The organism is Staphylococcus pasteuri (genome assembly GCF_003970495.1).
In the GTDB taxonomy this organism is placed as follows: Bacteria; Bacillota; Bacilli; order Staphylococcales; family Staphylococcaceae; genus Staphylococcus; species Staphylococcus pasteuri.
The window spans coordinates 1-15,781 of sequence record NZ_RXWW01000024.1 but is presented as its reverse complement, the minus strand read 5'-3'; the positions used below and the strand labels follow the sequence as shown (position 1 = coordinate 15,781).

The window sequence follows — 15,781 nt, the reverse complement described above, 5'->3', positions numbered from 1 at the left end:
CGAATTTTCTCTTTCATTTGATGTTTAGATTCTACAAATTGAAAATCATGTTGATTATCGTATGGTGTACTATTGGGTGATTTATATTGTAATTCTTTTGCTGAATTGAAACTATAGGCAACCGCTAATATATCTTTATCTTCTATTTCACATACAGCCATTTGAGGATTAAAATAACGTGCCGCTTCATATGTTAAATATAAAGCCACAAAATAACCTTGTTGCTGTTGTGTTTCAGCAAATTGTACAACTTTGCCAACTTCACTTAACTGAGTAGCAATACATTTCTTGTGATAATCATTTAATTGAATGTGATAGGTTTCATATTTGTCTTCATCTATATAATAGCGATAATTAAATTCTATATTCACTGTTCTCACCTACGATTTCAAGGAAATTTTGAATTTGATTATAACCATGCTCACTTAAAATTGATTCAGGATGATACTGTACTGCAAAGATTGAATACTTTTGATGTTGCAAGCCCATAATAACACCATCTTCGCCTATTGCTGTGACTTTTAATTCATTTGGTAACGTTTCTTTATCTGCCATAAGAGAATGGTACAGCATAACATTGAACGAATGAGGTATACCCTTGAAAATACCTAATTGTTGATGACTGAGTTTTGTAGTATGACCATGTATCGGATTATTGCGATGTACAATCTTACCACCAAAATATTCATAAACAACTTGAAAACCTAGACACACTCCTAATATAGGAACTTGTTGATAAAATGTTTCAATCACCTTATACAATTTGGGGTAATCACTTGGTCTTCCAGGCCCTGGTGAAATAACAATGGCATTGGGGTTAAATGCAACTAACTCTTCTAATATTAAATCATCTATGTCAATGACTTTAATTGGTTCCTTAGTAGCTATTTTAAAATAGTTTATTAAATTATATGTAAATGAATCTTTATTATCTATCACTACTATCATAATTTCGCTCCATTTAATTAATATTATTCAATCATTTCATTAAATCACAGTTAGGTGCATGACTTATTGTAAAAACGTGTCATGCTTGCTATTAAACTACTTATTGTAACTGACTTATATATATCTTTAACACTATTATCACAAAAATTCTCTTGATTTTACATATGAATTAGTTTATTCTATGGTGCGTACAAAATATATTTATCAGAGGTTCCTAGCCGAAACCCTCTATAAAAAACTAGACACTGAATTTAATTTCAAATTATAAATAGACATATCTTTTTAACTTTTTATATTAAAATTATATGTGTATTCATAATCTTTCGTCTATCTTTTTTATAGAGATAGGCTTTTTTTATGCTTAAAATTTCGGATCTAATAACCAAAGATAAACTGGGGGGAAATATGAATGGTTCAAGACAAATTAGATAATAACAAAGCTATCGTCGTTTTCAGTGGTGGTCAAGACAGTACGACGTGTTTATTCTATGCAAAAAAACATTTTAAGGAAGTTGTACTTGTTACATTCAATTATGGTCAAAGACATGATACTGAAATTGAAGTGGCTAAAAAAATTGCACAAGAGCAAAATGTAGAACATCACATTTTAGATATGTCACTTTTATCTCAGCTAACACCTAATGCCTTAACACAACATGATTTAAAAATCGAAGAGACAGAAGATGGTATTCCAAACACCTTTGTACCAGCACGTAATTTATTATTCTTATCATTTGCTGGCGCATTAGCTTATCAAATTAAAGCTAAACATATTATTACCGGAGTTTGTGAAACTGATTTCTCTGGTTATCCTGATTGTCGTGATAGTTTTATTAAATCAATGAATGTGACTTTAAGTTTATCAATGGATCGTGATTTCGTTATTCACACGCCTTTAATGTGGTTAGATAAAGCACAAACATGGGAACTTGCTGATAACCTTGGTGTGTTAGATTACATTCGTGAAAATACATTAACATGTTATAACGGTATTATTGGAGATGGCTGTGGCGAATGTCCTGCCTGTCAACTTAGATCACGAGGGCTTGAACAATATCTTGAACAAAAAGGAGTAAAATAAGTATGATACAACAAATTTATCCTAGTGTTAGTCACCCATATCAATTCGAACTTAATAAAGATTTTAACTTTTCAGCAGCTCATTATATTCCAAGCGAAGATGCTGGAAAATGTATGCGTACCCATGGTCATACGTATTTTGTAAATATTACTATCGTTGGAGATGAATTAGATCACAATGGCTTTTTAGTGAATTTCAGCGATTTAAAACAATTGATTCATGGACAGTTCGACCATTATTTACTTAATGATTTAGTAGAGTTCAAAGGCAAAAGTCCTTCTACTGAAATTGTCGCTCAAACAATTTATCAAATGGTTCAATCATACCTTAATGAACAAGATAATAATCCTAAGTGCGTTCAAGTATACTTGCGCGAGACGCCTACAAGTTATGTCGTATTTCGTCCTAAGGATGAGCAATAATGGCTAAAATACCTGTATTAGAAGTCTTTGGTCCAACCATTCAAGGAGAGGGTCGTGTTATAGGTAGAAAAACAATGTTTGTACGCACTGCAGGTTGTGATTATCGTTGTAGTTGGTGTGATTCAGCCTTTACTTGGGATGGAAGCGCAAAAGAAGATATTCAATTAATGACTGCTGAAGAAACATATGCCAAATTACGTGAAGTTGGTGGAGATAACTTTAACCATGTAACGATTTCTGGTGGTAATCCCGCTCTTATAAAAGGAATTCAAGAATTGGTTGATCTATTCGAAACACATCATATTCAAACTGCTCTAGAAACTCAAGGTAGTAAATTCCAACCTTGGATGACTCAAATCAATGATTTAACTATCAGCCCTAAACCACCAAGTTCAAAAATGAAACCTAATTTAGATATTTTAGATAGCGTTATTAAGCAATGCGTGCCTGAATCATTAAATTTAAAAGTGGTCATCTTTGAGGAAGATGATTTTGATTTTGCTAAAATGATTCATCATCGTTACCCTACTATTCCTTTCTATTTACAAGTAGGCAACCCGTATTTAGATGATAATGTTGATAACCATACTGCCAAATTACTACAACGCTATGAAAGTTTAGTAGACCGTGTAATGACAAGTAGTGATATGAACAATGTTTACGTATTACCTCAATTGCATACTTTATTATGGAGTAATATGAAGGGTGTTTAAAATTTAGTTAATATAACTTTAACATTTTCGAGTGTTATATAATGATTAACTTTATATTAATTGATATAATAATTGAATGAAATATTGCGGATAGGAGCACATCATGATTTTATATTTATTAATTAATATTGCCGTAGTATTGCTCATAGTCGGACTTGATTTATATTTTCACCAATTTAAACAACTTAGATTTAGCTCCATATTAATAGCTATTTCTCTTAATGCCATTATTGATTTGTTTATCGTGTCAAAATATAATTTCATATCAATCTATACGATGATTTTGTTAATTGCATGGGCATTATTACAACTCTATTTAAACAAAAAAATTCATCCTTTTATCATAAAAGATCAAAAATTTATCGCAATGATATTTGCAATTGTAGTGAGTTTATCTCAGTTTATTACAAATATATCAAGTGAACAGTCACTCTACATGTCATTACCATATTTAGCACCTGCAATTTTTCTTATTGGTGCCATTTTATTATTTGTAGGTACGTTCGAATCATCAGAACTTGAATATTTACCATTTTTAAAATCTATTAAATACCCACTTACAATTGGTACAATTATAATTATGATTGCGTTTATTGCTATGATGATACTTACACCATTTTGGTATGTATTTACTATTATATATGTACTATTCATGTTGTTTATCATCTGGCAACATATATTTAAGTAACATTTATCAACTTATAAATGTTACTTTTTTTATTTATTCAATTATAAAATCATTAAAGTCTCAGCCACAATATTAAAAACTCACAAGTATAAGTGATATCCCTATACTTGTGAGTTTATTTAATGTACATGCTCTTTATATTTTTCGTTATTTTGTGAAGATTGGTATGACGTTTGTTGTCTATTTAAATCTAATCTTTTAATTTGATTATAGTGATGTGTTTGTTCTTTTTTAGCTTCAGTAGTTTTTAAATTATCATTTGTGTTATGTGCTTCTGATTCTTGATCAGGTTCTATATTCGTAGCTTGAACTATATATTTAGGTCGGCGTTTCACTTCATAGTAGATACGTCCTATATATTCACCAATGACACCAATCGACATCAACTGAATACCACCTAATAGTAAAATCGCTGCAATAGTAGTGAAGTAACCAGGTATATTAACACCAGAAATTATTATATTGATTAGTAAATATACGATATAAAGAACACTTAAAGAAAATGTGAACATTCCAAGATAAATCATCATTCTCAATGGTTTATTATTAAATGAAATTAAACCATCAATTCCGTAGTTAAGTAATTTAGCAAATGACCATTTTGATTCACCTGCTTCACGTTCTACATTTTGATATGTGAACACTTTCGTATTATAACCAATCCATTCAAATAACCCTTTTGAAAAACGATTATATTCATCCATAGATGTAAGTGACTGTACTGCACGTTTACTTAATAGCCTAAAGTCTCCTACACCGTCTTCAAATTGGATATCTTCTACAAAGGCGTTAATTAACTTATAGTACATGCGAGTCATTGATTTTCTCGCAAAATTTTCACCTTTACGATCACGCTTAGCAATTACTTGATCATAACCTTCGTTATATCCTTCAATCATTTGTGGAATAAATTGAGGTGGATGTTGAAGGTCTGCATCTATCATTATAACTGCGTCACAACTATGACTGTATTGATAACCAGCAATCATAGCAGCTTCCTTACCAAAATTTCTACTAAACGAAATATATTTTACTTGATGATCTTCAAGTGCCAGACTTTGTAGATGATCAATAGTTGAATCTTTACTGCCATCATCTATGAATAGCAAATCGTATTCGTATTGCTTATCCACGCTGTCTTGTTTCATTATTTCAGTCAATTTTTCATATGTCTTTAATACGACTTCTCCTTCGTTAAAACAAGGAATGATGACCCTTATCTTCATTCAACGACATCCTTTTCTACAAAATGGTTTAGTATAAGTTTATCAAGTAGTAAATAAGTTAATCTAGTTAAAGCCCTTGTATTTACAAAATCTTAATATCGCCTTAATGTTACTCATACTCTCTTTCTATCATTAAATTTTTACTTAAAACTCAATACATTTATTTTAAATCTCCTATAGCTACTTCATCTGGATCTTTACCTTGTCTAGCATTTTGGTTTAAGCTATCGATTTGAGCTACATCTGTAAGTTCAAGATTAAAATCTAAGATATCATAGTTTTCTTTAATACGACTTGGCGTCTTAGACTTAGGAATAATCATTCGATTATGTGCTAAATGCCAACGAAGCACAATTTGTGCAGGTGTTTTCTTATATCTTTTAGCCATATCTAAAATTACTGGATCATCTAATAAACCTCTATTTCTCATTAATGGCATCCACGCAGTGACTTTAATATCGTGATCATCACAATATTGTTGTAATTCATGTTGGTTAAAATACGGATGTAATTCGATTTGATTAATTTGAGGTGTAATATCAGTTTCCTGCATTAATTTTTCTAAATGATGTTGTTTAAAATTACAAACACCAATTGCTTTGACTTTTCCTTCATGGTATAACGTTTCTAATGCTTTATAAGATTCAATGAACAAGTCATTGTCTTCGCAAGGCCAATGAATTAAAAACAAATCTAAATAATCTAATCCTAGATTTTCTAACGATTTGTTAAAATATCGAATCGTACTGTCATAACCTTGGTAATCATTCCATAATTTAGAGGTAATAAATAAATCTTCTCTGTCAACATCAGTTTGACTAAGTGCACGGCCGAGCGCTTGCTCGTTACCATAGAAATATGCCGTATCAAAAGCACGATAGCCTGCTTCAATTGCTGAATTGACCACTTCATTCATTTCGTCATCAGTTATTTTATACACACCTAATCCAATTGAAGGCATAGGATAACCATTATTTAAGTATTGCGTATCATTAATTGTCATTAATATCCCACTCTTTCTCTTAATCTAGTTGTTCACGTTAGTAAGAATTTGTATACCATAATATATTACACGTAAGTAAAGACGCTTAAACATTGAAGTTTAAGCGTCTTTTGATTATTTATATTATTATTCAGATTGTTCATCTTCTGAATTGATATCGTAAGTTGGACGTTCTTGGTTATATTCATACTTTAAAGTTACCCAAATAATTTGGTGGTTTTCTATTTCAGAAATAATCCAACGATCATACTCAGTATCAACAAAGTCATCTTTTTGTAAGTTTGTATTTTCAGATTGTAACCATCCGCCTATAGTATCAATATCTTCAGAGTCTTCGAATTCTATACCAAATTTTTCATTTAGATCATCTAGTAGTACACGACCATTAATTTGATATTTATTATCCTCTAATTTAACGATATCATTTACTTCATCATCGTCAAATTCATCTCTGATTTCACCGACGATTTCTTCTAAAATATCTTCCATAGTTAAAATACCTGCCGTACCACCATATTCATCAATAATTAAACTAATATGAACATGTTCACGTTGCATTCTTACTAGTGCATCACTGATGCGCGTCGTCTCTGAGATCATAGGTAATTCATGGATATAGTTAGCAATCTTAATCGTTTTACCTGAAGCATATTCAGTTAAAAATTCTTTAACGTTTATAAACCCTTTGACATGGTCTTTATCGCCATCTTCAGTGATAGGGTAACGTGTAAATTGATATTCTTTAATCGTTTCTAAAAGCTCGTCTACATTAAATGGTTCATTCAATGTAATCATTTGAGTTCGGGGTACCATAATATCTTTAGCTTGTCTTTCATCAAAAGAAAAGATATTTTGCATATATGCAAGCTCTGTTTGGTTGATTTCTCCACCATTATAACTGTTATTAATTATAATCTTAATTTCTTCTTCTGACATTGCATCAGTTTGAGCATCAGGATCTACGCCAAACATTCTAATGATAACTCTCGCTGAACCATTCATTAACCAAATTAATGGTTTCATAACATTACCGAAATAATATAATGGTCTAGCATAAAGTAAAGCCATTTTCTCAGTATGCTGAATGGCAAATGACTTAGGCGCAAGTTCACCCAGTACAACGTGTAAATATGTTACTACTATAAACGCAATAACAAATGAAACTGTTGTTGTTAAAGCACTAGGTAAGTGCATTAATTCAAATAATGGATGTAATAATTTATCAAATGTTGGTTCACCTAACCAACCTAATCCTAATGAAGTTACTGTTATACCTAATTGACAAGCAGATAAATAATAATCTAAGTTGCTAATCATCTTTTTAACGACTTTAGCACCACTATTACCTTCCTCTGCCAATTGTTCAATACGCGTCGATCTTACTTTAACTAATGCAAATTCAGATCCGACAAATACTGTAGTTAATGCAATTAAAAGAAAAAATACTATTAAACTAATTATGGTCGTAGTTTCCAATTATTTCCCTATTTCTAGGGATTCACCTCCGTATTATATGTGTCACACATGGTTAACACGTAATTAAAATTTTCGAATTGACTTGAATTATATTTACATGCTAAGGCCTTCCCATTGCGACACCCCCTAAAAAAATGTAATTGATTTAATTCTATCATAGAATTTATATATATTGTTGATTTATGTTTATAGATTTACAACATAACATTTAAAACTAATATCCCCTTTTAGTCAAGTTATTCATTATGACTAAAATGTATGTGGCTGTCCATTTTTAATTGTTGTCTTTACATTGATATTATCGTCAACGATAACTATATCTGCATCTTTTCCTTCTTTAATACTACCTTTTGTTCGATCTATTCCTAATGCTTTTGCTTGGTTCCAACTTGTTACTCGCCATAAATCTTTGATTGAAGCGCCAGTGTATGACATTATGTTACGTAAACCATCATTCATTTTTAAAATACTACCTGCAAGTGCACCTGTATCTAGTCGTGCTTCACTATTACGTACAATGACGTTTTGACCACCTAAATCGTATTCACCTTCTGGCATACCTTTTGCTCTCATAGCATCTGTAATGAGATATAAATGTTCATTACCTTTATTTTTATATGCCAATGCTACTGCAGCAGGATGGGAATGAATACCATCTACAATAATTTCAGTATTTAAATTTTGATTTAACCAAGCTGCACCAAAAACACCTGGATCTCTATGACCAAAACCAGTTGCAGCATTATATAAATGTGTAATGTGTTTAGCACCATAATCAACAGCATTGTTTGCTTCTTCAAAAGTCGCCACAGTATGTCCCATTGAAAATATAATGTCATTATTGAGCGATTTTAAAGTGTCTATTGCACCTTCAACTTCTGGTGCAAAGGTTATAATTTTAATTAATTGATTTGCAGTTTGTTGAAACTGGTTTATTTTATCAGCCGTTGGTCTTTGAACATATTTGGGATGCTGAGCGCCAACTTTATGTTCAGATATAAATGGTCCTTCAAGATGTATGCCTACGATTTCAGCGGCTTGTTGTACGTCTTGAATTTGATGATAATTAGATATATTTTGTAGTGCTTGTTTAATACTTTCATCTGATTGTGTCATCGTTGTCGCTAAAAATGACGTCGTTCCTTCTGATAATAACTGTTCGGCTAGATGTTTCAAGCCCTCTTGTGACGCATCCATAGCATCTTCACCATATCCACCATGAATGTGTATATCGATAAATCCTGGAATAACATGATGTCCTTTAGCGTCTATTGTAGGGTAAATTCCTTTAAGTTCATTTAATCTCTCTATATTATAATTCGAACCAATTTCTAATATTTTTCCATCTTTAATATGTATATAACCTTGTTCAATTTTTTGGCTTTCAGTATATATTTGCCCATTCACAATGATATATTCTTCCACTACTAATACCTTCTTTTCTAATTCATTTAATACGATTGTTATTTTACTATAACCTTTAAATTTATTCATATCATACAGTTCAATAAAGTTATTAAAAATAAAATACCCTTGTCGAATTAACGACAAGGGCTTGAATCTATTATTCATCCATAGCTTTTGAAGCTTCAATTTCATTTTCAGTTAATTTTGGTTTTAAGAAACCGTAGATTAGAGCAGAAATGATTGTACCAATCACAATAGCTAATAATGTTTGTAAAATATGACTGAAATCAGTTGTTGCAATAACAAAGATACCACCATGTGGGGCATTAATTCTTGAACCTAAAGCTAATGCTATAGCACCACTTATGCCTGAACCAATCATCATAGATGGAATAACTCGAATTGGGTCAGCTGCTGCAAATGGTATAGCGCCTTCAGTGATGAATGATGCGCCCATTACATAGTTAGGAACAATTGAACCTCTTTGTTCTTTAGTAAATTTCTTTCTAAATAATAGCATAGCAGTTGCAATTGCTAATGGTGGAATCATACCACCTATCATAGCTGCTGTAATCGGTGCTGCATTTCCTTCAGTAAGTGCAGCAGTTGCGAATACATATGCTGCTTTATTGAAAGGTCCACCCATATCGATGGCCATCATTGCACCAATAACTAAACCAAGTAACATAATGTTTGAACCTGAAAGACCATTTAATCCGTTTAATAATAAATTGTTCAACCATGAAGCTGGTGGATTAAATACATAAATCATTAGCAATCCAGTTACAAGTACAGATAGTAATGGATAAATTAACGTTGGTTTTAAACCTTCTAATGCTTGAGGTAAATTACGTGTAATATATTTAATACCTTGTGTTAAGTAACCTGCTAAGAAACCTGCAATAATACCGCCAATAAAGCCTGAATCACCTGAAATAGCTAACATACCACCGACTAAACCAGCTGCAAATCCTGGCTTATCTGCAATACTACGAGCAATGAAACCTGCTAATACTGGAATAATTAAAGCAAAGGCACTGTTTTTACCAATATTCCATAGTTGTTCTGCAAAAGCATTGTGTTCAGCGCTCTTTGGATCAAATGAGTTAGGTCCAATAATAAACACGATAGCCATGATGATACCACCAGCAATAACTAATGGTAGCATGTTAGAAACACCATTCATTAAGTGTTTATAAAACGCTTTTCCTGGACTTAATTTTTCTTCATTATCATCTTTGTTACTTGATGATCTATCTCCGCGGGCAACAAATGGTTTACGACTAGTATCTAATGCTGTGTTAATTAATTCTTCTGGACGTTTAATACCATCTGCTACTGGTACTTCTACTACATTTTTACCATCGAAACGGTCAGTTTCAACATGTACGTCTGCTGCTACAATAACACCAGAAGCTTTTTCAATATCTTTTTCAGTTAAATGGTTTTTAATACCACTAGAACCATTCGTTTCAACTTTAATTTTTATGCCCATTTTCTCAGCTTGTTTTTTCAATGCGTCACGAGCCATATAAGTATGAGCGATACCTGTTGGACAAGCTGTTACTGCAAGTACATATGGTTCATTATCTTCTGTTGAACCATCAGCTGCTGCAGCCGCTTCAGCTTCATTTTGTTGTGCTTCTGCTTCTTCTTCTTTTGTAGCTTCATCATCAGCATTATCGATAATTTGTAATACTTCTTCTGGTGAAGAGGCATTGATTAATTTTTCACGTACGTTTTCATCCATTAAAATACCAGACAATTTAGCCAAAGCATCTAAATGCGTTTGTGCCCCACCTTCAGGAGCGGCAATCATAAAGAATAGGTGTGCAGGTTGCATATCTAAACTTTGATAATCCACGCCTTCCTTAGATTTACCAAATGCGATTGCTGGCGATTTAACCGCTGCAACTTTCGCATGTGGAATGGCAATCCCTTCACCAATTCCTGTTGTACTTTGAGATTCACGATTATGAATGGCTTCTTTAAATGATGGTACATCACTTAATTTGCCAGCTTTATCTAGTTGATTCACTAACTCATCAATAACACCATTTTTATCTGATGAAGATAAATCCATTGCTATCGTTTCTTTTGTCAATAATTCTGTTATTCTCATATTATTCACTCCCCATCAAGTACAGAAATCGTAACTTGTGATTTTATATTTTCTATTGCATCTTTTGTAGCTAAATCTGCGTCAAATGCTGTAGCTGTTCCTGAAGCAACGGCTTGTTTAAATGCATCTTCTATTGATAATCCTGTAGCCAAACCTGCTACCATCCCAGCAACAGTACTATCACCTGAACCAACAGTATTAACTACTTTCCCTTGAGGGTTAACTGCTTTAATACTACGTTCGCTATCTACATAAATTGCACCGTCCCCGCCTAGTGAAACAATCACTGACTGTGCACCTTTATCTAAAATTTGTTTACCGTATTTAATGACGTCCTCGTCATTTTTAATTGAAGTATTAAACATAACTTCAAGTTCGTCTTTATTCGGTTTTATAAATAATGGATTATATTCTAAAACCGTTTCAACTAATTCTTTTTCTGCATCTACTACTAATTGAGCACCAGTTTGTTGAGTGATTTTCGCAATTTGTGCGTAGGCGTCACTTGGAATACTTTTCGGTACACTTCCTGCTACGATAACAATATCTTCTTTGTTTGTTTTCTTAATTTGATCTAATAGTGATTGAAATTGAGCATCTGTTACGTTAGGTCCTTGTGCATTTATTTCTGTTTCTTTGCCAGTTTTTAACTTAACGTTAATGCGTGTATCTTCATCTACTTGAACGAAATCAGTTTGGATATCACTATCTTTTAGTGTCTGAGCGATAAAGTCACCTGGAAATCCACCTGCAAAACCTAATGCAGTAGAATCAACATCTAAAGTCTTTAATACTCTAGATACATTAATACCTTTGCCACCTGCAAATTTATTTGTATCTTTAGCTCTATTTAATCCATCTATTTGGAAGTCATCTACAAACATGACATAGTCTATCGATGGATTGAATGTAACTGTATATATCATAAAATTCCTCCTAAAAATCGATATTGCTTTCTAAAATCATCATTGACATGGTTTTCAATGCCACGTTTAGACGTAATGATTTGAGTATTGTCACGTGCTGGAACCCTAGCAAAATAAACTTGATTGAACTTAGTTTCATCTACAACGACAAAGCTTTCATTAGAAAGTCGCATCGCAGTTTCTTTTATTAATGCTTCTTGTTCATCAGGTGTCGTTAATCCATATTTCTCATCTATACCATTCATTCCGATGAAAGACTTATCAAAGCAATAACGTCTCAAAGTTTCTAAAGCGCTAGATCCAACAGTAGCAAAAGTATTCGCCTTAACTTGACCACCCAACATTAACGTTTTAAAGCCTTTTTTAAGTAACTGTTCAACGTGTGTTAAACCATTTGTTACAACGATGATTTCTTTTGCATCTATGTAAGGTATCATTTCTAACGTTGTTGAACCTGCATCTAAAAATATACAGTCATTATCACTAATTTGTTGCGCAGCTTGTCTAGCAATTTCTTTTTTCTCTTGTGAGTTTTGCGTTAATTTTTCTTTTAATCTTGGTTCTACTATTCGATTATGACCAATCGTCGCACCACCGTGGATACGTTGTAATTTCCCTTCTTGTTGTAACTTTGATAAATCTCTTCTAATAGTAGAAGAACTACAACCTGTTCTATCCATTAATTCTTGGAGTGTAAGAAAATCTTTATTCTTTAATTCTTGTAAAATTAAGTTGTGTCGTTTCTCAGATATCAAAGTAACCACCCCATTTCACTTATCATTATAATGAGTACGCTTACAAATTTCAATCATAAATTGTCAAAATCAATCAAAAACAATCATATTGTGACAAAAATAACACAGAAATATATGTAATCGTCAAAATTCAACTTATTACAACATATTTCTGTGTCATTATTATCATTTTATATTTGTTTTTATTAATTTTGGATGATTGGCTCTACTTTTGCATTTGTCATAGAAATTAAGTCTTCCACCCCTATAATCATTTGCATACCTCTTTGTCCACCACTTACGTATACTTTATCGAGTTGTCGTATAGATTGATCTATAACAGTAGGAAATAAATGTTTCATTCCTATAGGTGAACAACCACCTCGAATATATCCAGTAACTTGCTTCAATTGATCTAAAGGCATCAAATTTAACTTTTTCTCGTTTACAACGTGGGCAGCCTGTTTCATGTCTAACGTTTCATTTACTGGTATGACAAATACAAAATGATTATGGTTGGCATTTTCTAATACAAGTGTTTTATATACTTCTTCTACTTTAGCATTAACAAGTTTGGCTATTTGTTCACCTGTTTGGTGTTCTGCAGTCACTTCAAATATATTAGTTTTATAGTTAACTTTCGCTCTATCTAACATTCGCATTGCATTCGTTTTTTTCGTTTTACTCATTATGTCACCTCTAATATTACTTTACTAATCGCATTTCATTTTACCACTAATAAGTTATATATTGTAAACGCAAAAAATAACACATACTCTTTTTAAAAAAGTACGTGCTATTGTATGTCTGAATGATTTGCCCCTACTTGACCATTACCATTCACTGAGATATTTGTTTGTTGATTTTTCTGTTGATTCACATATAAATACTTTGAATCTTGTTGTTGTTGATTAACTTGTTTTAAATCGTATTGTTCATCTAAATGTTTATTTGCATAATTAATTGCAATAACTTTGCGTTCTCTTGGCGTAAAGTCAGTTTCTGATAATCTATGATTGTCTTTTTTTACATATGTAGTCTTTTGATGTTTTACATCGTTATTATTATTGTCATTTTTTTCAGAAGCTTTGGCTGTTTTAAAGTCAGTTATTTGAGTTGTTTTCTCTATAACAGAAAGTTTATTTGCTTTTGAAAATGTACAAATGGTTTGATGTACTTTAGCTAATGCGTTTTGATTCGTTGCTAAAAATATTAAACCAATTAAACAAATAGTCAAAATAACTGCAAATATACTCAATAATAAGTTTTTCAAATTCATCCCCTTACCCACATTTCTTAATTGATTTTTGTCTATCTTAACATAGTCATATTCAATTTCAGTTATGTAGGTCACAATTTAAATAGATTGTAATATTTGTAACAGTATTATTACTAAAGTTGTTATTTTTGTTACATAAAATCATTAAAAAACGAAATAACTTGATTTGATTCTTTATTTTAATCTATTTTTTACATCAAAATTTATTTCTTTAGTTTCTAATTGTTCGAATACTATATCAAAAATTTAAAAAAGTTTTACTGTTTTAAAAAGGTGCTATGTTTTCATAAATATCAATTTATCAAAAAAGCTGTTCACGTACGTTAAAAAGTACAATGAACAGCTATCATTTTAAAATTTACTTTTGAGTGATATTTTTTCTAACTACTTTTTCAATAAATATAATGACAATACCACTTAATGATACAGCTATTGCCATATATAAAGGAAATTCTATGTTCACATCAAATAAGGCACCAGCTACTAATGGTCCCATAAAATTCCCCATACTTGTAAATGTTGAATTGAGTCCGCCTGCAAATCCTTGACGATTACCTGCTATATTTGAAAAATAATTTGTAATAGCCGGTCTAATCATGTCAAATCCTATAAAAACAATGAAACTAATTAGCATTATAGTCCAATAACCTTGTGCAACAATAAGCATCACTAGAACGATTGCTGAATATAATAATGACCAAGCTATAAAGTTTAACTCACTAGTATACTTCATGAATTTATCAAAGAAGAAAACTTGGAATAGTGCGCCAAAGATACCGCCACCTGTGATTGCAATTGAAATATCTTTTGGTGTGTAACCTATTTTGTCTGATGTATAAAGTGAAAATAGTGTTTCAAATGCTGATAATCCGAATGCAAGCACTAACGTTAGAATTACTGGTGTTAAGAAAACTTTCCAATTAATTTTAGTTAATAATTCTGGATCATATTGTGGGAAACCAGCAGTTGTGACTTTTTTCGGATTGTGAATAACAATCAATGACATAATAAATGCGATAATACCTAGACCACCTGCAAAGTAGAAAGGCAATCTATGTGAAATCTCTGCTAAAAAGCCCCCAAAACCAGGTCCTAAGATAAAACCGGAGTTAATAATCGCAGACATATAACCAAAGTTTTTTGCTTTATCTTGCGATGGTGAAATATCGGCAATAAGACCAGTAACACCCGGCATAACCATACCTGCACTTAGTCCACCTAAAACACGTGAAATAATTAGGATTGAAAATGAATGACCCATCGCAAACATAAATTCAGAAATTGAAAATAAGACTAGACCTATACATATAATTAATTTTTTTCCTAATTTGTCTGCTAATCCACCACCAAAAGGTGAAATAATCATTTGCGCTAATGCAAACACAGCAACTAGTATACCTAAATCGCTACCTTTTAACCCTAAATCTTTAAGATAAACAGGTAGTACTGGAATAACCAGTCCAATTCCTAAGAATATTAGAAATATATTAAAGTAGAGTGTAAATAATTGTTTTCTCATAATGGTGTCCCCCTCTCTAACAATGCATAACTTACTTAATATGACATGATTCGTTTAAATAAATTCTTATTATACATGAAAGATATGTTTTAAAAGTCCGTTCATTGTAATACATTTTCAAAAAAATTAACAGTAAGGCGTTTTAATAATGTAATCATTTAATTCCAATCTTATTTTACTATAATAAATATTTAACTTTCATACTCTTTTAGTTGATTACTGTTGCTCATAGCGATA

At 31.7% G+C, this 15,781-nt stretch carries 15 protein-coding genes and 1 pseudogene; 4 read left to right on the top strand and 12 right to left on the bottom strand.

Going from position 1 to position 15,781, the window contains the following annotated elements; translation table 11 throughout:
* Together CD121_RS12345 and CD121_RS03470 are read right to left on the bottom strand one after the other, a co-directional pair.
* Window positions 1-371: pseudogene (locus CD121_RS12345) on the bottom strand (aminodeoxychorismate synthase component I); the annotation flags it as partial.
* Complete coding sequence (locus CD121_RS03470; protein ID WP_126567454.1) at window positions 355-948, bottom strand: anthranilate synthase component II; 594 nt, start codon at window positions 946-948, stop codon at window positions 355-357. The pseudogene CD121_RS12345 and the gene CD121_RS03470, both read right to left, overlap by 17 nt.
* A gap of 409 nt (window positions 949-1,357) precedes the next feature.
* Here CD121_RS03470 and queC point away from each other — a divergent pair, with 409 nt between their 5' ends.
* From queC to CD121_RS03450, 4 genes are all read left to right on the top strand, one after another.
* Window positions 1,358-2,029 (top strand): 7-cyano-7-deazaguanine synthase QueC, encoded by a 672-nt coding sequence (queC, locus tag CD121_RS03465; protein ID WP_017637526.1) that lies wholly within the window; start codon window positions 1,358-1,360, stop codon window positions 2,027-2,029.
* A 2-nt stretch (window positions 2,030-2,031) separates the two neighbouring features.
* Window positions 2,032-2,451, top strand: a complete 420-nt coding sequence (queD, locus tag CD121_RS03460) for a 6-carboxytetrahydropterin synthase QueD (RefSeq protein WP_126567453.1) — start codon at window positions 2,032-2,034, stop codon at window positions 2,449-2,451.
* Complete coding sequence (gene queE / locus CD121_RS03455) at window positions 2,451-3,164, top strand: 7-carboxy-7-deazaguanine synthase QueE (protein WP_126567452.1); 714 nt, start codon at window positions 2,451-2,453, stop codon at window positions 3,162-3,164. The genes queD and queE overlap by 1 nt, the downstream gene beginning before the upstream one ends.
* Before the next feature lie 103 nt (window positions 3,165-3,267).
* On the top strand, window positions 3,268-3,852 hold the full coding sequence (locus CD121_RS03450) for a hypothetical protein (protein ID WP_029056457.1): 585 nt from the start codon (window positions 3,268-3,270) through the stop codon (window positions 3,850-3,852).
* 119 nt (window positions 3,853-3,971) lie between these two features.
* Here the strand turns inward: CD121_RS03450 and CD121_RS03445 are convergent, their stop codons facing one another.
* The 10 genes from CD121_RS03445 to norA all read right to left on the bottom strand — a co-directional run bounded on the left by CD121_RS03445 (window position 3,972) and on the right by norA (window position 15,544).
* Complete coding sequence (locus CD121_RS03445) at window positions 3,972-5,078, bottom strand: glycosyltransferase family 2 protein (RefSeq protein ID WP_126567451.1); 1,107 nt, start codon at window positions 5,076-5,078, stop codon at window positions 3,972-3,974.
* Window positions 5,079-5,238: 160 nt separating this feature from the next.
* Window positions 5,239-6,081 (bottom strand): aldo/keto reductase, encoded by an 843-nt coding sequence (locus CD121_RS03440; protein WP_126567450.1) that lies wholly within the window; start codon window positions 6,079-6,081, stop codon window positions 5,239-5,241.
* 126 nt (window positions 6,082-6,207) lie between these two features.
* The gene (locus CD121_RS03435) at window positions 6,208-7,557 is read right to left on the bottom strand and encodes a hemolysin family protein (RefSeq protein ID WP_017637338.1); all 1,350 of its coding nucleotides are present in this window, start codon (window positions 7,555-7,557) and stop codon (window positions 6,208-6,210) included.
* Between the two features lie 249 nt (window positions 7,558-7,806).
* The gene (nagA, locus tag CD121_RS03430; protein ID WP_126567470.1) at window positions 7,807-8,982 is read right to left on the bottom strand and encodes an N-acetylglucosamine-6-phosphate deacetylase; all 1,176 of its coding nucleotides are present in this window, start codon (window positions 8,980-8,982) and stop codon (window positions 7,807-7,809) included.
* A gap of 139 nt (window positions 8,983-9,121) precedes the next feature.
* Complete coding sequence (locus tag CD121_RS03425; RefSeq protein ID WP_046466440.1) at window positions 9,122-11,086, bottom strand: PTS fructose transporter subunit IIABC; 1,965 nt, start codon at window positions 11,084-11,086, stop codon at window positions 9,122-9,124.
* Window positions 11,087-11,091: 5 nt separating this feature from the next.
* Window positions 11,092-12,012: a 1-phosphofructokinase gene (gene pfkB, locus CD121_RS03420; protein WP_017637341.1), complete on the bottom strand. Its 921-nt coding sequence runs from the start codon at window positions 12,010-12,012 to the stop codon at window positions 11,092-11,094.
* Window positions 12,009-12,767, bottom strand: a complete 759-nt coding sequence (locus tag CD121_RS03415) for a DeoR/GlpR family DNA-binding transcription regulator (protein ID WP_126567449.1) — start codon at window positions 12,765-12,767, stop codon at window positions 12,009-12,011. Before CD121_RS03415 ends, pfkB begins: the two co-directional genes overlap by 4 nt.
* A gap of 185 nt (window positions 12,768-12,952) precedes the next feature.
* Window positions 12,953-13,435, bottom strand: a complete 483-nt coding sequence (gene ybaK / locus CD121_RS03410) for a Cys-tRNA(Pro) deacylase (RefSeq protein ID WP_017637343.1) — start codon at window positions 13,433-13,435, stop codon at window positions 12,953-12,955.
* 107 nt (window positions 13,436-13,542) lie between these two features.
* Window positions 13,543-14,025, bottom strand: a complete 483-nt coding sequence (locus tag CD121_RS03405; RefSeq protein WP_029056450.1) for a hypothetical protein — start codon at window positions 14,023-14,025, stop codon at window positions 13,543-13,545.
* A gap of 358 nt (window positions 14,026-14,383) precedes the next feature.
* Window positions 14,384-15,544 carry a multidrug efflux MFS transporter NorA gene (gene norA / locus CD121_RS03400; RefSeq protein ID WP_017637345.1) on the bottom strand — a complete coding sequence of 387 codons (1,161 nt, stop codon included), beginning with the start codon at window positions 15,542-15,544 and terminating at the stop codon, window positions 14,384-14,386.
* Window positions 15,545-15,781 lie beyond the last annotated feature (237 nt).